General features: G+C 48.5%; 16 protein-coding genes and 2 pseudogenes. 11 read left to right on the top strand and 7 right to left on the bottom strand.

What is annotated here, in order from left to right; all coding sequences use genetic code 11:
• The first annotated feature begins 186 nt into the window (after nucleotides 1-186).
• Nucleotides 187-774 carry a Uma2 family endonuclease gene (locus K4A83_RS16860; protein WP_265265806.1) on the top strand — a complete coding sequence of 196 codons (588 nt, stop codon included), beginning with the start codon at nucleotides 187-189 and terminating at the stop codon, nucleotides 772-774.
• Nucleotides 775-948: 174 nt separating this feature from the next.
• Here K4A83_RS16860 and K4A83_RS16855 read toward each other — a convergent pair whose 3' ends face one another.
• The 5 genes from K4A83_RS16855 to acpP form a co-directional block, all read right to left on the bottom strand.
• The gene (locus K4A83_RS16855; RefSeq protein WP_265265804.1) at nucleotides 949-2,007 is read right to left on the bottom strand and encodes a DNA cytosine methyltransferase; all 1,059 of its coding nucleotides are present in this window, start codon (nucleotides 2,005-2,007) and stop codon (nucleotides 949-951) included.
• Between the two features lie 112 nt (nucleotides 2,008-2,119).
• A complete protein-coding gene (locus K4A83_RS16850) occupies nucleotides 2,120-6,397 on the bottom strand; it encodes a UvrD-helicase domain-containing protein (RefSeq protein ID WP_265265803.1) in 4,278 nt (1,425 codons plus the stop codon).
• A 190-nt stretch (nucleotides 6,398-6,587) separates the two neighbouring features.
• Nucleotides 6,588-8,243: a phospholipase D-like domain-containing protein gene (locus tag K4A83_RS16845; RefSeq protein WP_265265802.1), complete on the bottom strand. Its 1,656-nt coding sequence runs from the start codon at nucleotides 8,241-8,243 to the stop codon at nucleotides 6,588-6,590.
• Between the two features lie 167 nt (nucleotides 8,244-8,410).
• The gene (fabF, locus tag K4A83_RS16840) at nucleotides 8,411-9,658 is read right to left on the bottom strand and encodes a beta-ketoacyl-ACP synthase II (RefSeq protein ID WP_265265801.1); all 1,248 of its coding nucleotides are present in this window, start codon (nucleotides 9,656-9,658) and stop codon (nucleotides 8,411-8,413) included.
• A gap of 130 nt (nucleotides 9,659-9,788) precedes the next feature.
• A complete protein-coding gene (acpP, locus tag K4A83_RS16835; protein WP_017305076.1) occupies nucleotides 9,789-10,040 on the bottom strand; it encodes an acyl carrier protein in 252 nt (83 codons plus the stop codon).
• A 346-nt stretch (nucleotides 10,041-10,386) separates the two neighbouring features.
• Between acpP and K4A83_RS16830 the strand changes: the two genes are divergently transcribed.
• From K4A83_RS16830 to K4A83_RS16790, 9 genes are all read left to right on the top strand, one after another.
• Complete coding sequence (locus K4A83_RS16830; protein WP_265265800.1) at nucleotides 10,387-11,310, top strand: CoB--CoM heterodisulfide reductase iron-sulfur subunit B family protein; 924 nt, start codon at nucleotides 10,387-10,389, stop codon at nucleotides 11,308-11,310.
• Nucleotides 11,311-11,631: 321 nt separating this feature from the next.
• Nucleotides 11,632-12,033 (top strand): phosphomannose isomerase type II C-terminal cupin domain, encoded by a 402-nt coding sequence (locus tag K4A83_RS16825; RefSeq protein ID WP_265265798.1) that lies wholly within the window; start codon nucleotides 11,632-11,634, stop codon nucleotides 12,031-12,033.
• Nucleotides 12,034-12,205: 172 nt separating this feature from the next.
• Nucleotides 12,206-12,544, top strand: coding sequence for a HesB/IscA family protein (locus K4A83_RS16820; protein WP_265265797.1), 339 nt, complete (start codon nucleotides 12,206-12,208; stop codon nucleotides 12,542-12,544).
• 101 nt (nucleotides 12,545-12,645) lie between these two features.
• A complete protein-coding gene (rpsL, locus tag K4A83_RS16815; protein ID WP_017306364.1) occupies nucleotides 12,646-13,020 on the top strand; it encodes a 30S ribosomal protein S12 in 375 nt (124 codons plus the stop codon).
• Between the two features lie 299 nt (nucleotides 13,021-13,319).
• Nucleotides 13,320-13,790, top strand: a complete 471-nt coding sequence (rpsG, locus tag K4A83_RS16810) for a 30S ribosomal protein S7 (RefSeq protein WP_017306363.1) — start codon at nucleotides 13,320-13,322, stop codon at nucleotides 13,788-13,790.
• A 304-nt stretch (nucleotides 13,791-14,094) separates the two neighbouring features.
• Nucleotides 14,095-16,170, top strand: coding sequence for an elongation factor G (gene fusA, locus K4A83_RS16805; protein ID WP_265265796.1), 2,076 nt, complete (start codon nucleotides 14,095-14,097; stop codon nucleotides 16,168-16,170).
• A gap of 29 nt (nucleotides 16,171-16,199) precedes the next feature.
• Complete coding sequence (tuf, locus tag K4A83_RS16800) at nucleotides 16,200-17,429, top strand: elongation factor Tu (RefSeq protein ID WP_265265795.1); 1,230 nt, start codon at nucleotides 16,200-16,202, stop codon at nucleotides 17,427-17,429.
• A gap of 134 nt (nucleotides 17,430-17,563) precedes the next feature.
• On the top strand, nucleotides 17,564-17,881 hold the full coding sequence (rpsJ, locus tag K4A83_RS16795) for a 30S ribosomal protein S10 (protein ID WP_017306360.1): 318 nt from the start codon (nucleotides 17,564-17,566) through the stop codon (nucleotides 17,879-17,881).
• A gap of 167 nt (nucleotides 17,882-18,048) precedes the next feature.
• A complete protein-coding gene (locus K4A83_RS16790; protein ID WP_265265794.1) occupies nucleotides 18,049-18,690 on the top strand; it encodes an LON peptidase substrate-binding domain-containing protein in 642 nt (213 codons plus the stop codon).
• On the opposite strand, the gene pheA is transcribed toward K4A83_RS16790, so the two are convergent.
• Entirely contained in the window at nucleotides 18,687-19,550 is an 864-nt protein-coding gene (pheA, locus tag K4A83_RS16785) for a prephenate dehydratase (protein WP_265265792.1), read from the bottom strand. The genes K4A83_RS16790 and pheA overlap by 4 nt on opposite strands.
• A gap of 27 nt (nucleotides 19,551-19,577) precedes the next feature.
• Between pheA and K4A83_RS16780 the strand changes: the two are divergent.
• Nucleotides 19,578-20,039 (top strand): annotated as a pseudogene (locus K4A83_RS16780) (N-acetyltransferase family protein); the annotation flags it as partial.
• A gap of 31 nt (nucleotides 20,040-20,070) precedes the next feature.
• On the opposite strand, the pseudogene K4A83_RS23460 reads toward K4A83_RS16780, so the two are convergent.
• Nucleotides 20,071-20,181: pseudogene (locus K4A83_RS23460) on the bottom strand (RNA-guided endonuclease InsQ/TnpB family protein); the annotation flags it as partial.

Here is a 20,181-nt window from a genome sequence, read left to right as displayed (position 1 = left end):
CCCATTATAACACACTTAATAAAACTGGCAAGGCTCATTAAGTGTTGACGCTTCGCGGGTTACATACTGTTTTTCTTTTCATCCCCGTCCTCAAGTATCGGGGCTTTCAAGAAAACATGATCGGTAAACGCTCTTTGCAGTACAGTGAGGGTGGGCCGAAAAATTTAGACCGTTGAGGCTATCACGATGAACGTGACGCTGCAAAAACTAACGTTTCAAGATTATCTAGATCATAATGACGGAACAGATGTACGTTATGAGTTGGTTGATGGTGAGTTAATTGCCATGAGTCTTGGAACCGGAAAACATGGGGCGATCGCTGAGTTTTTAAACGATCAATTCCGCGATCTAATTCGCCAAGCCCAGCAACCTTGGACTTCTAAGCAAATGCTGATCGGGGTGCGATCGCCCCGTGGTCGGCGTTGGGACACTTGTCGTATTCCTGATGTAACGGTGTTAATGCGATCGCAATGGTTAGAGATGTCTAATCGAGAAGCGGTGATTGATTTGAGCGATCCGCCCCCCCTGCTGGTGGTTGAGGTGGTGAGTCCTTCCACGAGAACCGATGATTATCGCTCCAAACGGGCAGAATATGGATTATTGGAGATTCCAGAATATTGGATCGTTGATCCCCTTACCGAAGAAATCACAATCTGTCTGTTAGAGCATCAATTCTACGACAGCGTAACCTATCAAGGGGAACAAGTGCTTGAATCCCCCTTATTTCCCGATTTAGCACTGACAGCTAGGGAGATTTTCAATGATCTGGGCTAGAATTTTTGGTGGAATGGTGAGCCTTTAGTGAGGGGAGCGATCGCGAAACCCAACAAATCGCCAGCAAACTGTAGCAACTATTTAGGTGAATCTCTAACATTTTACAAATTCTCTAAAATTCGATTCCATTCTGTTTTATGACTGGTTTTAAGTTCTGGATCTTGTTCAATTAAACTAGAGTAATTGTTGAATGGGGACAAGAATGGGTTGCCTGTGTTCTTTTTTAGCCGGAGTTTCCACCGGAGAGAAAAATTGTTGCTTAATTTGATGAGCTAGTTCTTTCACTAATGGAATACAAACAGAATTACCGACTTGTTTATAAGCTTCACTTGAATTGGGATGAATGTAAAAATCATCAGGAAAACCCATGATTTTATAACATTCTTGAAGGGTTAATTTTCTGACTCTATTTTCATCAGGTAAATAAATAAAAAAGCGTCCAGACGTTTCTTGAGAAGGCAGAGTTGGATGTACTCCCTCAATGGAATAAATTCGATTCGGTTGGCGATGTACTCTCGACAGATGCTTTGTATTGGGTCTAATCCCTTTCCTCCAAATTCCTTTATTACGGTATCCGACAAAGATTAAACCAGAGTCTTGTTTTTTAGGATTTTCAATTAATGTATATTCTTCTGGGTTGAGATATTCAAAATCTCCTGTTTCTACCAAGTATTCTTTTAATTTAGGCGTGACGGCATTAGGTTCAAGTTTAGTAAAATCAAATTTTTGAGACAGCGAAGCTACAATAAACACCCGCTCTCGATTTTGAGGTACACCAAAATCCTTGGCATTTAAAAGCTTGTAGTTGACCTGATATCCTAAATCCTCTAGGGCATATAAAATAACGTCAAATGTTCTGCCCTGATCATGATGTAATAAATGCTTGACATTTTCTAAAATAACAACAGTAGGCTGATGAAGTTGGATGATCTGACAAATATGAAAAAATAACGTCCCTCGGGTATCATTAAATCCGGCTCGTTTTCCACAAATACTAAAGGGTTGACAGGGGAATCCTGCGATTAAGATCGAAAAATCTGGAATTTTTTTTATATCAATTTGAGTAATGTCTCCGGCCGGAGTTTCTGCAAAGTTTTGAGTATATACGGCTTGACAATGGGGGTTATTTTCGCAGGAATAAACACAGTGATACCCAACGGGTTCAAACCCTAAACGAAACCCTCCGATTCCCGCAAAAATATCTATAAATTTTATGGGTTTATTCTCGTTCAAAGTAGTGTTATATAAAATAACGAAATGCTGGCTGATTGTTGGGCTTTAGCCCTATCTTTTGTTTAGGATAACAAATTTTCTGGCACTGAAGCGCAACTCGGAACCGCCTCCCTCACGGTTGGATAAAGGGAATGACGATTTTATTGGCGATCGCCTGAATAGTAATTTCTAGACGAGGGGGCGACTCGTGACAGAGTAAAATCCCGCTATAACTGCCACTACTATCACTGAACAATAGGTTACTTTGACCTTGGGTGTGGAGGGTGAAACTGCCGAGGGTGACTTGTTGTAGCTGTGCATCAATGCGCAATTCGCGATCGCCCAATTGATCCAAAATTAACACCTGTTGGGTCAACGGCATCACCCGAAACAGCAGATGACGCACTTGAAAACTAAGAATATTGGGTTGCGGGGACTCAATCACCACCTCGGGGGGCAGACCTTGAATCGAGGTGTCACCGTCACGGGGAGGGGGAGAAGAGACAACAGGAGTGGCATCAGGGGGAACCGGGATGGGACGAGAGAGATGATCTAAGGCAATCCCCCACTCTTGGGATTTGCGCTGTAAATCGGCCCGACTTTTGAGCGCTTTTTTCACTTGTCCCTGTTGACTAAAATCCTCTTCTTGGGTTTTCTTGTTCACTAACCAACGATGACGGGCAAAATCGGCAATGTCCTCCTCCTCATGGTGGATGTAGCGGTCGTAATAGTCCAAAATATCGTTTACTATGCCCACTCGTTCTAAAGTAACGCCTAATTGCGGCACAGAGAGCCATAATGACCAGTCCGGATGCAAGAGGATATAATCCTTCAACATCTTTTGATATTGCCGTTGTAGGTCCTTAGAGAGTTGATTGGGGGTTAATTCAGAATAGGCCAACTGTTGGGCAAACCAACCCGTTAACGCCACTTGTTCCTCTCCGGGGAGGGGGTACTTTTCTAAAAGTGCGATCGCCTCTTCCCATTGGTGATGCTCTATTTCATCAGATAACACCGACTGAAGGGCGACTTTGTGTTCTCCTGCTGCGATCGCCTGTTCCAAACAAAACCCCACCTTGTCCCGATTCCCCAACTCCGCATAGACTAACAAAGCCTCTAGCCACAGTTGACTCGACTCTAACGCTGGCCCCACATAGGTTAACCAATCAGGGGTACGGGGTTGATTTTCGCCGTGCCATGCCGTCAAAATATGACCAAATTGTTGAGCGTGCGCCCAATATTCTAAACTCTCAGGAAGTCCCACGATTGCCGCTTTCGCCAGTTGATAATCTAAGGTTGCTGTCTGATCGATCCTATCCCAACAGTGAATCGCTTGTTCATAGTTTTTCGCCCGATAGAAACAATCCCCCGCTAAAGCACACATTCCGGGATCCTTCCCCGTGGCCAAATGGGCTAAAACCTCTCCAAACTGTTGCCACTGTTCCCGTTCCACCTCCCCAGAAGGCTCTAAAATCCTCTCAATGGCTTGAGCATAGCCTTGAATGGCGAGTTGCCATTGTGCTTGGAAACGGTGACTATCGAGGGTATTGGCCGCCACTTCCTGACACAACAAAGCCGTAAACTCTTCAATCTGCTTAAATGCTGGTTGATCGGTCGCTAAAAACTCCACCAGAGGACGCATCTTTTGCGCTTTTTTCTCAACCTCTCCCCCGTGATTGTACCACGCCCAAAGCTCATCCCAGTGCATTCCGGCCCAGAAACAATTCCACGCCTCCCCCCAATTTTCCACCCCTTGAAATAGTTTGCCCGCCTCTAGGTAATGTTCCTCTAATTTTAACGCCCAAGCCTCACAAGACAACGCATTAAGTTCATCCCCAATTTGTTCATAAGCTGCCTGTGCGCGACGGACTAGATCGGGATTTTCGGTATTAATTCCTTCCGTTTCAAAAGTCAGTGCAATAGCAGCAATATTATCCGCACTCATGGCCGCGATGCCATTACTCACCCCAAATAAATAAACCCGATTCTGCCATTTTTCCCGTTCTTCATCATCCGCTAAACGGGCTAGAAATCGCTCTAATTCTAACTCATGACTGCCATAGCGCCACAGTCGTTGATCTCCGAGGGGAGTATCCACCACAAACAACCGTTCAGTTGCTCGACTGGTGGCCACATAGAGTTTATTAAAAAAGAACTTCACCTCTTCGGAATGACTCTCAGGAATTGTCCATACATTTCGATGGCAGGCTTCCCCAAATTTATATAAAATTACCTGCTTAAATTCCAATCCTTTCGCGGTGATGGCACTGAGAACATTCCAAGGAGAGAAATTCTGTTGACGACGAGAATGGCAAAGATTAGACAACAAGGAATCCTGTTGAATATAGTCGGCTTCTCCCCCTTGATCACAGGGAACAATGATGATAGTATCCTGCAAATAATCTTGCAGTTCGTCGGGAGAAATATTTTCCCCTAAAATGAGTTTTTGTATGGGAAAATCGCCATGTCTTCTCGCTTTTTGAGGGTTAATTTCTGGTAAATCAAATAATACCCGTCGCCACAGTTGAATTAAATTATTGAGTTCCACAATGGCCGGAGTTGAACGATAGTTACATTCTAACTCCGCAAAGTTCATTTCTAAGTCTAGTTGTCCCGTCGGGGAAAGGGTGGTAATGACTTCATTATAAAAAGCAGCCTTTAAACTGGTCCAACGGAAGCCCGTCGGGTTAAGGGTTTGTAGGGGATCTCCCGCAAAAGCAAAGGGTAAACTTTCAATATGTTGATGTTCTAAATCATAGGCTGAAAGCACTGACAGGCGCATAATTAGCTGTAACTCTAAGCGGGTGAAATCTTGGGCTTCATCGCAAAAAATAGCCGTATATTCTGCCCGATAACATTTGAGTTGAAGCACCCGGCGAATTAAGTCCTGATCATCCCATTTTCCCGTTTCTTTGAGATGATGATCATACCATTTCCACACGGTTTCATGGATTTCTTGAAAGAGTTCTGGGGTGACAGTGCGCTCTTTTTTGGGAATTTCTTGATAGTCTTCTGGTTCTAAATAACTATCCCGTTCATCGAGATGATACCCTTTAATAAAGGTACGGATCACTTGCCAACATTGTTCAGGGGTATAGTCTCGCCAAGTAGTTTTATAAAACAGTTGCCTAAATTGATGAAATGAGATATAATTAGCGTCGTTAAATTGATCCCGTTCTTCCAAGGGTAATAGGTTGCGTAGGAAGGTACGGAAGGACTGGAAAAAGGGGCGAATGTCGGGTAATTCTTCTAAGTAACCTCGTTTGGCTAAAAAGCGGTGGTGGGATGCTAAGAGGGGAATGACGCGCTCTTGAGCTACTTTTAAGAGACGGTTATTATAGGCTAAAAAGAGGGGATGGGGTTTGTCTAAGAGTCGTCTTTTTTGTTGTTGACGTTCCCGTAAATGGCGGTGAGCATAGTCGGCAAAAAGATGAAACAAGAGGGTAGATTTACCACTGCCCGCTTGTCCGTTTAAAAAGAGGGGTAAAGAGGGTTTGCTGGTGGAAACATTGTGTAAAATAGCCTCTTCTTCGGCGGAGAGTGCTAGGTTTGCCATTTCGTCTTTTTCAATGGCTAACCAGTGGCGTTCATCGGCTAATAAATAACTAGGGTAGGCACGACGGGCGATCGCACTTAATTCATCAAAATTTAAGGGAGATTGGGGGGGGGTATCCCCGCCAAAAATAGCCTGTAAGTCCTCGTTTATCGCCTCTGGGCTGGGGGAAAGGGCAAAAAGAGTCAAAAGAAACAAAATGTTCCGTTCTGGGGGGTCTAAGGTGGTAATTTGTTGATAAAATACCCAGCAATTCTCCTCCCGGTAACATTGAATGCCCGGCCAAGAGGTAGGCTCTCCCATGTTCTCGGTACTATCGGCCAAGTCAGCAATTAAGCGATTAAAGGTCATCCACCGGGCTTGAATTTCAGGAGTCATGAAGCGCGTTAACCAGACTTCACTTTCATAGATCACCACCCCCGTTAAATCCATGCGTAAACTGGGACGATCTAGCCAAGGGCGTAACTCATCGGGTAGAGGGGTAGCGATCGCGTGTAAATTGAGAGTCGCCGTCTTTTGTTGATTCAACCATTGCCAGAGGTGTCCCTCCTTGATTTGACTTTCTAGGGCATGATTGGCGAAATTTTCGCGATCGCGCAAAAACTCCTCATATTCGCGATCGCCCCGTCGAAACACCTTTAACCAACAGAGAACCGGTTCCCCCCCAATGCGTCGAATCCGGGCAATCAGGCGTAAATTGCCCTCCTTACGCTTCAGATAGGGATAAACCCGCTCAAAACGGGCGAGAACCTGCTCTAAGGTCATAGTTTTGAGGTCTTCACAGAGGCGATCCACATGATCCCCCACCCCCTTTTCTAAAACCTGCTCATTGAAAGTGTCGGTGCGATAAACGTACATCCCAAAATCCTAATCTGTATCTCGTGATACGTCCATTCTCCATTGTCCGACACTTTTGGGATTTGTGAGGGATAGAACAGATAATCTATAGCGTTTCCCAATCATTGATCAACTCTCAGAGAAATTTCTCATCATACTTCAAGCCCCTTGTAACCCTTGTATAATGTAAACGCTATATTATTCTGACCCCTTACCACGTCACCTTCCCCACCAAATTTTGTCGCACCACCGGACCAATTCCCCGCACTCGTTCGAGATCCTCCAGAGAGCGAAAAGGCTGTTCTTGACGAGCTTCTATAATCCGCCCGGCCAGCGCTGGACCAATCCCCGGTAAGGTTTCCAATTCCGCTTGAGAAGCCCTATTAACATTTACCAAACCCCCCACAGAGGGCGTCGCCGCCCCCGGCAGAGGAGAGGGGCAATTTTCCTCTGCCCTAGCGATGCGTTCCTGCACAAAAAGCGGTAGACCCAAATTAGAACGACTGTAGAGACGGTCAAATTCTCGTTCATAGTGGGCGGCCACCACCGGATTATTAATCACTAGCACCACCTCATCATTGGTATGATTCGCCGCCCTTGACCAATTGTGAGAACCGGTAATGACCGTTTGGGCATCCATCACCCCGAATTTATGATGGAGATTGTCCCCACGGGGTAACAGGGGAATGCCGACGGTTTGAATGGGATTCGCCCAAGGTCGATTATTGGCCTCTTCTTGGCAGTTGTGGAGCAGGGCAACCCCCATCATATCTAGAGCCTCACTATAGTAGCGATAGGCAAAACCGGGGTCAATGAGGGCTTGAATCGAGACATTAGCCTGAGAACGTTCCTCTAAAATGTTGGTAATGAATTGTTCCGAAAAAACAAACAGAGCCAACTTAACCGAATCCCTCGCCTGTTGTAGGGTTTGACCAATTAAACCATTGGTACTTTCTGTCCAGGGGCGAGTGGGAGAAGTGGGGGAAAATTGTACCGTGATTGTGGAGTTGCCAACCTTGACCCTTTGGGGGGGACGATAGGGTTTTTGGAGGCCAAATAAACTGTCAGGCTGTCCTCCGGGTCCATCGCCCCACATGAGATCAAACTCTTGGCGGAATAAATTCGCGATCGCCTCACTATTAATCCGCACTAAATTATTAGCATTGCCCCGACTTTCGGGATTATAAAAGTCCCCATGCACCCCACTGGTGGTGAAATTCGCCGATCCTGTAACCACTGTGGCATCATCCACCAAAATAAATTTATGGTGCATCAGACCACTCCCCCTACTCCCATCTGCGGTATCATCAATCACCGGAATTCCCGCATTTTTCAGGATAACTAGGGCATCCCCTTGATTAATCTCCTCTACACTCAGTTGACCATCTTGATTCTGGTCAGCTAAGGCCATAAACTCCCGATAACGATTCTGTTGCCGTTCATCGAGTTGTTCAATTTCCGCCGCGCTATAGGTACTCCAAGGGCGACTATAGAGATTTTCGAGAATAACACGCACCTCCACCCCCCCTTGACGACGTTGGGCTAAGGCTTGAGCCAAGCGGGGTAAGCGGAACTCCTGAATCGCCACATCAATCCGCCGTTGTCCTTGATTGATAGCCTCCACCATGATCTGTTCCAAATCGTCCCCCGGTCGGGTGATTTGGCGGTAAGGTTCAGTATAGTCCGCCCCCCGCGCTTGGTTTTGGTTCATATACACCTTCACCCAAGGATCTTGAGGTAAGGGAGCCGGGCGATTCAAGGCAATGCTAGGAGATCCGAAAAAACCAGACTTCAGCCCCCATCCCAACAGGAGGACGATCAAAAAACCTAGGACCACCAGTCCAAAGAACAAACGCCGCATTTTCATCGAAAATTTTGGGCCTGAAACCCCGTCCTTCTAAGACGGCTTGGCTATAATGTATTGTGCCGACCTGTGAAAACCAAGCAGGAGGAAGTCAAGTTAACGGGGGAATTCTCCACTAAAACGCTCAATTCATGGGTCACGAGATCATTGCATTAACAAAGCTCGACCCTTCACAGGTATTTTTTAAAGGCTAAGGTCACATTGTGACCGCCAAAACCAAAGGAATTCGATAAAGCCACATTCACCGGAACAGCCCGAGATTCACCGGGGACATAATCGAGATCGCACTCAGGATCGGGGTTTTCTAAGTGAATAGTGGGCGGAACTCGATCTTCTGCGATCGCCATCACCGTCGCCACCGCCTCAATTCCCCCGGAACCGCCCAACAGATGCCCCGTCATCGACTTCGTAGAACTGACGACAATCTGTTTCGCCCGTTCTCCCAACGCCTTCTTAATCGCATGGGTTTCCGTCACATCATTAGCCGGAGTGCTAGTGCCGTGGGCATTGACATAATCCACATCCTCGGGCTTCAGTCCCCCATCGGCCAGCGCCAACTCCATCGCCCGAGTAGCACCCTGTCCCCCCGGCACCGGAGAGGTAATGTGGTAGGCATCGCAGGTCATGCCATAACCCACCATTTCCCCGTAAATCTTGGCCCCTCGGGCGAGGGCGTGTTCTAACTCCTCAAGGATTAAAATTCCCGCGCCTTCCCCCATCACAAAGCCATCCCGATCCTTATCAAAGGGACGACAGGCCAATTCGGGATCATTGCGAGTTGATAGGGCCTTAGCCGAAGCAAAACCCGCCACAGATAACGGTGTAACGGCCGCCTCTGTTCCGCCGCAAATCATCACCTTAGCATAGCCATTCTGCACCAAGCGGAACGCATCGCCAATGGCATTAGACCCCGCCGCACAGGCCGTTACAGTACAAGAATTCGGCCCCTTCGCTCCAGTATGAATGGCCGTCAATCCGGCGGCCATATTGGCGATCATCATAGGAATCATAAACGGACTACAGCGAGAGGGTCCTTTAGAGAGATAAATTTCCTGTTGGTCTTCCATGACCTTTAGACCGCCCACTCCTGTCCCAATTAGCACTCCCACTCGCTCTGCATTCAACTCATCAATCACTAACTTGGCATCTGCTAGTGCTTGTTTACTGGCAGATACCGCAAATTGCGAGAAGCGATCCATACGCTTGGCTTCTTTGCGTTCTAGGTATTGATGGGGGTCAAATCCCTTCACCTCACCTGCGATACGACAGGCGTGTTTGGAGGCATCAAAGAAAGTAATTTCACCAATCCCGTTTCGCCCCATCATTAACCCCTCCCAGTATTCTGCGAGAGTGTTGCCGATGGGCGTGATTGCGCCGAGACCTGTGATAACAACTCTGTTTCGTTGCAAATTTGTCATGACTCTTGATGGATAGGGACGTATGAACCCAGAATGCAGATGGGTGAGACAGTGCAGATTTGGTTAGGATTGTCCTAGCGTAAGGGTGTCTGAAGACACAACAAGGAGTAGCCTTGACTGTAGCCTTGACTTAGGCGGAGGCCGCTACCTTATCACTAATATGGTCTACGGCTTTGCCCACCGTATCAATTTGTTCGGCCACTTCATCGGGAATTTCAATATCAAATTCTTCTTCTAAAGCCATGACCAGTTCTACCGTATCTAGAGAATCGGCATTGAGATCATTGGCAAAACTGGCTTCGGGGGTGATTTTCCCCTCGTCGTCAATCTCCAACTGCTCCATGACGATTTTCTTAACTTTCTCAAACACGTCTTGATTCATTTAATGTGTCCTCAACCCTTTTGTTAGAATTCAGATTTTTTACGACATAATAAAATTGTCAGCATTCTTCATCTTATCGGAAAGAGGGACACTGCAATACAGTGCTTGGCACTTCTTTATCAAAAGAAGGCGCGGGAAGACTTCGCCTCTTGGTCTGCGCTCAGACCAAGCGCTTTAAGATCCAGGTGCGCTGTGCGCCTTAGCTTCCTTAAAGAATTTCGATCGTTTTTCCCACCAGTGACTCCCCTAGGGCAAGATGGGAAGGGGAGGGCAACCTTCATCTGGCTGGCTCGGCTCGGTGGGGTTTCTGTTCCTAGATTTTTGATGCTTAATATAGTAAAGGCTGATGACTGGACAAACTCAAGCTATCCCTCAATCGCTACGATACGCTTATTTTCCGGGTTGTGTTGCTCAAGGGGCCTGTCGGGAACTCTATCAATCTACGGCAGCACTAACAACGGTGTTAGGGATTGAGTTAGTGGAACTGAAGAAGGCGACTTGTTGCGGGTCGGGAACCTATAAGGAAGATTCTCAGTTGCTGGAAGATACGGTCAATGCCCGGAATATTGCCTTGGCGGAGGGGCTGAATTTACCGTTACTGACCCATTGCAGCACCTGTCAAGGGGTAATCGGTCATGTGGATGAACGTTTGAAGGAAGCGAAGGTTAAACAGCCAGAGTATTTGGGGCAGGTGAATGAGTTTTTGACCCAACAAGGGTGTTCTCCTTATCAGGGGACAACGGAGGTCAAGCATTTACTCTGGGCCTTGGTGGGGGATTATGGTCTGGAGACTCTGAAGGCCAAGGTGACTCGTCCTCTGACGGGGTTAAACTGTGCGGCGTTTTATGGGTGTTATCTCTTGCGAGCGCAGAAATATTTACCGTTTGATGATCCCCATCAACCAGAGTCGATGGAAAATCTGTTTCGGGCAGTGGGGGCGAGTCCGGTATATTATCGGGGGCGCACTCAATGCTGTGGCTGGCCTCTGTCGAGTTATGCGACAGAACAGGCATTCCAGATGGCGGGGGGACATTTACAGGAGGCGATCGCACAAGGAGCCGATTGTTTAGTCACCCCTTGCCCTCTCTGTCACTTAAATCTAGATTCGCGACAACCAGAAATTGCTAAGTTTTTGGGACAGTCGTTAAATATTCCCATTCTCCATCTGCCCCAATTAGTCGGTTTAGCCGTCGGGATTGCACCCCAAGCGTTAGGTTTAAATCGTCATGTGGTTAAAACTCGGGTTTTCTTGGAAAAATTAGGCCTGTGAACTACCCCACCCTGCCGTTGGCGAGGAAGGGGAATTCCGCAACATTTTGTTAAAGCACATTAACCTAGTGTGACCCAGGGGCGATCGCCACCCAAAAAGTAATCCCAAGGCCCGAATCTGTGTAAAGTTGCGCTAAAGTCACCGAGGGGTTCAATGAAGAATTCCCGTAAATTGTGAAATTCGCCCTCAAAAAGGTGACAGAGGGAGGAAATCCTTGTTATTGTCGTGATAGGGCAAACCCCTGCGGCGATCGCCGTCTACACGCAGCAAGCCACTTATCCCCATTCCAACGATAGTTTTAGCGACTTGGAGTAAGTACCCATGGTTCAAGCCAAAGAAGCCATTCCCTTCCCTCTCACATCCACCCCCTCCCCTCAAAACAACATCACCACCCAACGGCCTTGGGGATCCTTCACCGTCCTAGAAGATGCCCTAGGCTATAAAATTAAACGCATCGAAGTCAAACCCGGTCATCGTCTCAGCCTGCAAATGCACCACCACCGCAGTGAACACTGGATTGTCGTCTCCGGCACCGCTAAAGTGACCTGTGGCGACAAGGTGGAAATTTTGACCAGCAATCAATCCACCTACGTTCCCCAATGTACCGCCCATCGTCTGGAAAACCCCGGCGTAATTAATTTAGTGATTATTGAAGTCCAAAATGGGGAATACTTAGGAGAAGATGATATTATTCGCTTCCAAGACGACTACAAGCGGAATTAGTTTTCCCCACGGGATTCAATCAGTTGGGCGAATTATCAATTATTAAATCTCAAAACCGGGCGCGGGGATACCCTATGCGCCCTGGCTTCTTGGCTTAGATCAAAAGCTTAGATTAAAAACCCAAAAAACGCCCTCCCAACTCCCCGGATTTCCCCCCTTCTGTTCTCTGCCCATGATTACTTTAACCGCAACCGCCGCCCAAGAAATCCGACGCTTACAAGCCACACAAACCCCCTCCACCCCCAGCCCCCCCCTTCCTCTGCGCCTACAAGTGAAACCCGGGGGCTGTGCCAGTTTCTATTATGATTTGAGCTTTTCCTCCACACAAGACGGGGATCAACGCTACGAGAGCCAAGGGATTGAGATTTGCGTAGATCCAGAAAGCGATCGCCACCTTCAAGACCTCCGCCTCGACTACTCCGAAGACCTCATGGGCGGCGGTTTCCGCTTCCACAACCCCAACGCCGCCAACACCTGCGGCTGTGGTCACTCCTTTTCCCCCTCCTCCTAAAGACTTAACCCCAACCCTTGACACACCTGATCATATTTAGATATGATGGGAGACTGTCATGCAACGAGAAAATCGCTAGTAAACAGGCAGCAGCTTAACTCATGCCAACTATTCAGCAACTGATTCGGAGTGAACGCTCCGTTGCCAAAAAGAAAACCAAATCACCCGCCCTAAAAGAATGTCCTCAGCGTCGGGGTGTTTGCACAAGGGTTTACACCACCACCCCCAAAAAACCGAACTCCGCCCTGCGGAAAGTCGCACGGGTTCGTCTAACCTCCGGTTTTGAAGTCACCGCCTACATTCCCGGCATTGGACACAACCTACAAGAACACTCCGTTGTTTTAATTCGTGGGGGACGGGTCAAAGACCTCCCCGGTGTTCGTTACCACATCATTCGTGGCACCCTAGACGCAACTGGGGTCAAAGATCGTCGTCAAGGTCGTTCCAAATACGGCACCAAGCGACCCAAAGAATAACAGAGCTTGAATTACTCTGAGATACCATAACTCACTGAGTCATCAGGTCTTAGAGTCCATCCTTAGATTTAGCCGTGTAGTCCCGCGACCCCGCAAAGCTCCCCCGTCCATCCCCTACCCTTGGGTGAGTCCCCAGGTCATCTCCGGGCCAAGCAACCGCCCTAACCACCCCATCTCACGAGGGTTCAAACAAGAGAAGCACCTAAAGATTGCAAAACCTAATTAGATTGCAAGATTTTGACCCGCCCATCCCCTTATTCAACTAACAAGTCGTCATTTATTAAGGTTACTGATTTCTTATGTCTCGTCGCACCGTAGTCAAAAAACGCGAAGTTCCCCCAGATCCCGTATACAACAGCCGACTCATTAGCATGACTGTGCGGCGGATCATGCGTCACGGCAAAAAATCCCTCGCCTCCCGCCTCGTCTACGATGCCCTCAAAATCGTTGGGGAGCGCACAGGCAACGATCCCATCGAAGTGTTTGAACAAGCGATCCGCAACCTCACCCCCTTGGTCGAAGTCAAAGCCCGTCGGGTCGGGGGTGCGACCTATCAAGTACCGATGGAAGTTCGTCCCAATCGTGGCACGACCCTAGCCTTACGTTGGTTATCTCAATATTCACGGCAACGGTCTGGTCGCACCATGGCGATCAAACTCGCCAACGAAATTATGGATGCCGCCAACGAGACAGGTGGAGCCATTCGTAAGCGGGAAGAAACCCACCGCATGGCCGACGCCAACAAAGCCTTTGCCCACTATCGCTATTAAGGGATTTCCATTCATTAACCCGATTAATTAAGGGTTCAAAACTGACCCTAATTAACCAAGCAAGCGGCATTCAGACCTTCATTCCTTCCCGTTGAGCAGTGCCAGTCCTTGAGACTTGTAAAATGCTGATTCAACCCTCGGATGCTTATGTCTGAAAAAGTTAAAAAAAGTATAGAATTGTAAATAGTGTAAATATACCGTCAACAAAAAGTCGCTTGGTGACAAGTCCCTTGGTAACAAGTCGTTTGGCAACAAAACACCGGGCAGAACTAAGCTCGGTCAAAACATGAAGGAGGAAGTAGCTGTGGCACGAACTATCCCGCTAGAGAGAGTTCGCAACATTGGGATCGCCGCCCATATAGATGCGGGCAAAACAACAACAACAGAGCGGATTCTATTCTATTCTGGAATCGTTCATAAAATCGGTGAAGTTCACGACGGAAACGCCGTGACAGACTGGATGGAACAAGAGCGGGAGCGAGGAATTACCATTACGGCTGCCGCCATTAGCACCAGTTGGCGCGACCATAAGATTAATATTATTGATACACCCGGTCACGTGGATTTCACCATCGAAGTAGAGCGCTCCATGCGTGTTTTAGATGGTGTGATCGCCGTATTCTGTTCCGTGGGCGGAGTCCAGCCCCAATCCGAAACCGTTTGGCGACAAGCGGATCGTTATACCGTTCCCCGGATTGCCTTCATCAATAAAATGGATCGCACCGGAGCGAACTTCTTTAAAGTTTATGGGCAACTGAAAGACCGTCTGCGCGCTCACGCCGTTCCCATTCAAATTCCCATTGGGGCTGAAAACGAATTCAAAGGGATTGTAGACCTCGTGCGGATGCGCGCCAAGCTCTACAACAATGATCTCGGGACGGAAATCGAAGATGGTGAGATTCCCGAAGAGGTGCGAGAGCTAGCCGAAGAGTACCGCGCTCAACTCTTAGAAGCCGTCGCAGAAACCGACGAAGAACTATTAGAGAAATACCTAGCCGAAGAAGAACTGAGCGAAGACGAAATTCGCGCCGCTATTCGGAAAGGCACCATCACAGGCGGCATGGTTCCAGTTCTCTGTGGTTCAGCCTTTAAAAACAAAGGGGTTCAACTCCTGTTAGATGCGGTGGTAGATTATCTCCCCGCTCCCATCGACGTACCGGCCATTAAAGGGGTCTTACCGGATAACACCGAAGCCACCCGCTCCGCCAGTGATGATGAGCCTTTCGCTGCCCTAGCCTTCAAGATTATGGCCGACCCCTATGGTCGCTTGACCTTCTTGCGGGTGTATTCTGGGGTCTTAACCAAGGGGAGTTACGTCTATAACTCCACCAAAGAGAAGAAAGAGCGGATTTCTCGCCTGATCGTCTTAAAATCTAACGAACGGATTGAAGTAGACGCACTGCAAGCGGGAGATTTAGGGGCAGCAATTGGTTTGAAAGACACCATTACAGGGGATACCCTCTGTGATGAAAACCAGCCGATCATTCTGGAATCCCTCTTCATTCCTGAGCCTGTGATTTCTGTGGCGGTGGAACCGAAAACCAAACAGGATATGGATAAATTATCCAAAGCCCTGCAATCCCTTTCTGACGAAGATCCCACCTTCCGCGTTAGCACCGATCCTGAAACCAATCAAACTGTGATTGCAGGGATGGGAGAACTTCACCTAGAGATTCTCGTAGACCGGATGTTACGAGAATTTAAGGTGGAAGCCAACGTGGGACAACCCCAAGTGGCCTATCGGGAAACCATTCGCCAAAACTCCCACGCCGAAGGCAAATTCATCCGCCAAAGTGGTGGGAAAGGGCAGTATGGTCACGTTGTTCTTGACCTCGAACCGGGAGAAGCAGGCACAGGTTTCGAGTTCGTTTCTAAGATTGTCGGTGGTGCAATTCCCCGGGAATACGTCCCCGCCGTGGAACAAGGCATTAAAGAAGCTTGTGAAACAGGCATTTTAGCAGGCTACCCCCTAATTGATGTTAAAGTCACCTTAGTGGATGGGTCTTACCATGATGTAGACTCTTCCGAAATGGCTTTCAAAATTGCCGGGTCAATGGGTCTGCGGAATGCGGTGGAAAAAGCCTCTCCTGCCTTACTGGAACCGATGATGAAGGTTGAGGTTGAAGTCCCTGAAGATTTCTTAGGAGATGTGATGGGTGACTTGAACTCTCGCCGTGGCCAAATCGAAGGAATGAATTCCGAAGACGGCCTTGCCAAAGTTTCTGCTAAAGTACCCCTGGCGGAAATGTTTGGCTATGCTACGGACATCCGCTCCAAGACTCAAGGACGCGGTATCTTTTCGATGGAGTTTAGCCACTATGACGAGGTACCTCGTCATGTGTCTGAAGCCATCATTGCTAAAAGCAAAGGGAACGCATAACTAGAACGAAAGAAGGAACGATCAATACAATGGCACGCGCAAAATTTGAAAGGACTAAACCCCACGTTAACATCGGCACCATCGGTCACGTTGACCACGGTAAGACCACATTAACGGCTGCAATCACCATGGCTCTAGCGGCTCAAGGGAAAGCTAAAGCTCGCGGATATGCAGATATTGATGCTGCTCCCGAAGAAAAAGCCCGGGGGATTACGATTAATACCGCTCACGTGGAGTATGAAACTGAAGATCGTCACTATGCTCACGTGGACTGTCCGGGTCACGCGGACTATGTGAAAAACATGATCACTGGGGCGGCTCAAATGGACGGCGCGATTTTGGTGGTGTCTGCGGCGGATGGCCCGATGCCCCAAACTCGCGAACACATCCTGTTAGCTCGCCAAGTGGGTGTTCCTAACCTTGTTGTTTTCTTGAATAAGCAAGATATGGTGGACGACGAAGAGTTACTGGAACTGGTGGAATTGGAAGTGCGCGAACTTCTGAGCAGCTATGATTTTGATGGGGACAATATTCCCATTGTGGCGGGTTCTGCGCTCAAAGCGGTGGAAGCTTTAACAGCTAATGCCAAAATCGCTAAGGGTGAAGATGAGTGGGTGGATAAAATCCTCGCTTTAATGGATGAAGTGGATGGTTATATTCCCACGCCGGAACGGGATGTTGATAAGCCCTTCTTGATGGCGGTTGAGGACGTATTCTCGATTTCTGGTCGGGGGACGGTTGCCACGGGTCGGATTGAACGAGGTATCGTGAAAGTTGGCGAAACGGTGGAAATTATTGGGATTAAAGACACCAGCAGCACTACGGTGACTGGGGTGGAAATGTTCCAAAAAACCCTAGACCAAGGGATGGCTGGGGACAATGTGGGTCTGCTGCTGCGGGGTGTGAAAAAAGAAGACATTGAACGGGGGATGGTGATTGCTAAACCTGGTTCGATTACTCCCCATACCCAGTTTGAAGGGGAAGTGTATGTGCTGACCAAAGAAGAAGGCGGCCGTCACACTCCTTTCTTTAAAAACTATCGTCCTCAGTTCTATGTGCGGACTACGGATGTGACTGGAACTATCCAAGACTACACGGCGGATGATGGTGGTGCGGTGGAAATGGTGATGCCGGGGGACCGGATTAAAATGACGGTGGAGTTAATTAGCCCCATTGCGATTGAAACCGGGATGCGCTTCGCTATTCGTGAAGGTGGCCGCACGATTGGTGCGGGTGTGGTTTCTAAAATCATCAAATAAGTCCGCGTTTTAAATAGAAATCTGTGCCTGTTGGTCAGTGCGCGGGTTTCTAGCGAGTTGGGGAGCAGAAAGGAGTCTCCTTTCTGCTCTTTGATTACCCTTGTTCTAATTCACCCGAACCTTGAAAACTGAAAATGGCAACGATACAACAACAAAAAATCCGCATCCGCCTCAAAGCGTTTGACCGTCGCTTACTGGATATGTCTTGTGAAAAGATTGTTGATACGGCGAACCGCACGAATGCGGCGGCAATTGGACCGATTCCTTTGCCGACGAAACGTAAAATTTATTGTTTATTGCGATCGCCCCACGTGGATAAAGACTCTCGGGAGCATTTTGAAACCCGCACCCATCGCCGCATTATCGATATTTATCAACCTTCTTCTAAAACCATTGATGCTTTGATGAAGTTAGATTTACCCGCCGGGGTGGATATTGAAGTGAAGTTGTAAGGAGGAGTTCTCCTGATGGGAAATCCGGTGGGGGATGGCAGGATAGCTACGCTACATTGCCTCCCTGCCGGATTTTTGGGTTTAGGCCAAGGGAGGGATATGGGGAATTTCCCAGAAACTGCTAAAGTGAAGGGGAAGCAGTTCATGATTCGTCAGACGGAATAAAAATGGCATCCTCGTCCTCCATCGCTGTTAGAGAACTTCCCTTGTTTCCGCTCCCGGATGTGGTCTTGTTTCCGGGTCGCCCTTTGCCTTTGCATATTTTTGAGTTTCGCTATCGGATCATGATGAATACGATCCTAGAAAGCGATCGCCGTTTTGGGGTGTTGATGTTTGACCCGGTGCAAGGGCAAATTGCTGGGGTTGGCTGTTGTGCAGAAATTATCCATTTCCAACGGCTTCCCGATGACCGCATGAAGATTGTCACCTTGGGACAACAACGGTTTCGGGTCTTGGAATATGTGCGAGAGAAACCCTATCGTGTGGGTTTGGTGGAGTGGATTGAAGACCATCCCACTGACCAAGATTTACGACCGACGGCAACGGAAGTTGAGCAGTTGCTGCGCGATGTGGTTCATCTTTCCGCCAAGTTAACGGATCAACAAATTGAATTACCCGAAGATTTACCAAGCTTGCCCCTAGAATTATCGTACTGGGTGGCAAGCAATTTGTATGGGGTGGCCGGAGAACAACAACTGTTGTTAGAAATGCAAAGCACGGCTGAACGGTTAAAGCGAGAATCTGAAATTTTGACCTCCACTCGTAATCATTTAGCGGCCCGCACGGCATTGAAAGATGTTTTAAGTTAGGCTTCTATGATTTCCCCTTGGCGAATGGTGAAGACGGAATAGTTGCCCAAAATTTTCAGAATGGCGGTGTGTTGGGGGAGTTCAGCGAGGGCGCTTTGTAGGGGTTCGTCGGCTTGGCTGCCTTCAAGGTCAATGAAAAAGAGATATTCCCCGAGGGAGCGTTTGGTGGGTCGCGATTCAATACGACTCATGTTAATGTTGCGCTCGGCAAAGACTTGCAGGGGTTTCATGAGGGCTCCTGGGACATTGGCGGCGGTGCTGAAGGCGAGGGACAGATGGCTGCCTTGGTGGGTGGGGGTCAGACCTACGACCCAGAAACGGGTACAGTTATCGGGGTAGTCGTTGATATCGGCGACTAGGATGGGCAGTTGATAAAGTTGGGCGGCTCGTTGGGAGGAGATGGCGGCGGCGTGGGGGTTTTGGGGGAGGTTTTCCAGGGCTTCGGTGGTGGAGTTGGTGGCGATGAGTTGGACGAGGGGGAGATGTTGATCTAACCATTGGCGACATTGAGCGAGGGCTTGGGGATGGGAGTAAACGGTTTTGATGTCAGCTAGGTTGGAACTGATGGAGATGAGGGCGTGGGAGACGGGCAAGATGAGGGCTTTTTGGATTTGGAGGGTGTCGAGTTTCCAGAGGGTGTCTAGGGTGACGGCAACGCTGCCCTGAATGGAGTTTTCAATGGGGACGACTCCGAGGAGGGTTTGTTGGTCGGCAACGGCTTGTAGGGTTTGGGCTATATTGGCATAGGGACAGAGCAAGCAGGATTGACCTGTGGTGCGGGTGAGCCAATGGGCATAGGCGATCGCGGCGGCTTCACTATAGGTTCCTGTGGGTCCAAGATGAGCAATAGAAATGGTCATTGTTTCGGTTACTAAGGGGGTTAATCCATGATTCCATTAAACATTCGTCCTGGGACTTCTGCGGATGTTCCGGTGATTTTTTCCTTGATTCGGGCTTTGGCGGAGTATGAACAGTTGTCTCATGAGGTGGTGGGGAGTGAGGAGGCGTTGGGGGAGCATTTATTTGGCGATCGCCCCTATGGGGAAACGTTACTGGCAGAATGGGAGGGGAAAGTGGTAGGGTTTGCGCTGTTTTTCCCCAACTATTCCACGTTTTTAACCCAACCGGGGATTTATTTGGAGGATTTGTTCATTTTACCGGATTATCGTCGTCAGGGGATTGGCACGGCGTTATTACGGGCGGTGGCACAGTTAGCGGCGCAACGGGGGGCGGGACGGTTGGAGTGGAGTGTGTTGAACTGGAATGAGTCGGCGATCGCGTTTTATCGGAAAATGGGGGCGCAAGTCCTCCCCGATTGGCGCATTTGCCGTGTGACTGGGGACGCTTTAAGATCAAATCAAGGGGTTGACACTCCTCGGCCTAAAGGCACGAGGATTCTTGGTTCACAGACTCGCCATAACCTAGCAGGATTGCTCCAACCAGGCTAGAGGGCAAATCTCCCCAAGCTTTAGATCCGGTATGCCCTACCGT

This window comes from Spirulina subsalsa FACHB-351 (assembly GCF_026130165.1).
GTDB lineage: Bacteria > Cyanobacteriota > Cyanobacteriia > Cyanobacteriales > Spirulinaceae > Spirulina_A > Spirulina_A subsalsa_A.
This window is presented reverse-complemented; position numbering and strand designations above follow the sequence as displayed.

What these genes read in the sequence shown, in the direction of transcription:
- tuf (WP_265265795.1), top strand. Translation starts at nt 16,200, where the DNA reads ATGGCACGCGCAAAATTTGAAAGGACTAAACCCCACGTTAACATCGGC.
- K4A83_RS16825 (WP_265265798.1), top strand. Translation starts at nt 11,632, where the DNA reads ATGGTTCAAGCCAAAGAAGCCATTCCCTTCCCTCTCACATCCACCCCC.
- acpP (WP_017305076.1), bottom strand. Translation starts at nt 10,040, where the DNA reads ATGAATCAAGACGTGTTTGAGAAAGTTAAGAAAATCGTCATGGAGCAG.
- K4A83_RS16850 (WP_265265803.1), bottom strand. Translation starts at nt 6,397, where the DNA reads ATGTACGTTTATCGCACCGACACTTTCAATGAGCAGGTTTTAGAAAAG.
- pheA (WP_265265792.1), bottom strand. Translation starts at nt 19,550, where the DNA reads ATGACCATTTCTATTGCTCATCTTGGACCCACAGGAACCTATAGTGAA.
- K4A83_RS16790 (WP_265265794.1), top strand. Translation starts at nt 18,049, where the DNA reads ATGGCATCCTCGTCCTCCATCGCTGTTAGAGAACTTCCCTTGTTTCCG.
- rpsJ (WP_017306360.1), top strand. Translation starts at nt 17,564, where the DNA reads ATGGCAACGATACAACAACAAAAAATCCGCATCCGCCTCAAAGCGTTT.
- fabF (WP_265265801.1), bottom strand. Translation starts at nt 9,658, where the DNA reads ATGACAAATTTGCAACGAAACAGAGTTGTTATCACAGGTCTCGGCGCA.
- K4A83_RS16830 (WP_265265800.1), top strand. Translation starts at nt 10,387, where the DNA reads ATGACTGGACAAACTCAAGCTATCCCTCAATCGCTACGATACGCTTAT.
- K4A83_RS16860 (WP_265265806.1), top strand. Translation starts at nt 187, where the DNA reads ATGAACGTGACGCTGCAAAAACTAACGTTTCAAGATTATCTAGATCAT.
- rpsG (WP_017306363.1), top strand. Translation starts at nt 13,320, where the DNA reads ATGTCTCGTCGCACCGTAGTCAAAAAACGCGAAGTTCCCCCAGATCCC.
- K4A83_RS16845 (WP_265265802.1), bottom strand. Translation starts at nt 8,243, where the DNA reads ATGAAAATGCGGCGTTTGTTCTTTGGACTGGTGGTCCTAGGTTTTTTG.
- rpsL (WP_017306364.1), top strand. Translation starts at nt 12,646, where the DNA reads ATGCCAACTATTCAGCAACTGATTCGGAGTGAACGCTCCGTTGCCAAA.
- K4A83_RS16820 (WP_265265797.1), top strand. Translation starts at nt 12,206, where the DNA reads ATGATTACTTTAACCGCAACCGCCGCCCAAGAAATCCGACGCTTACAA.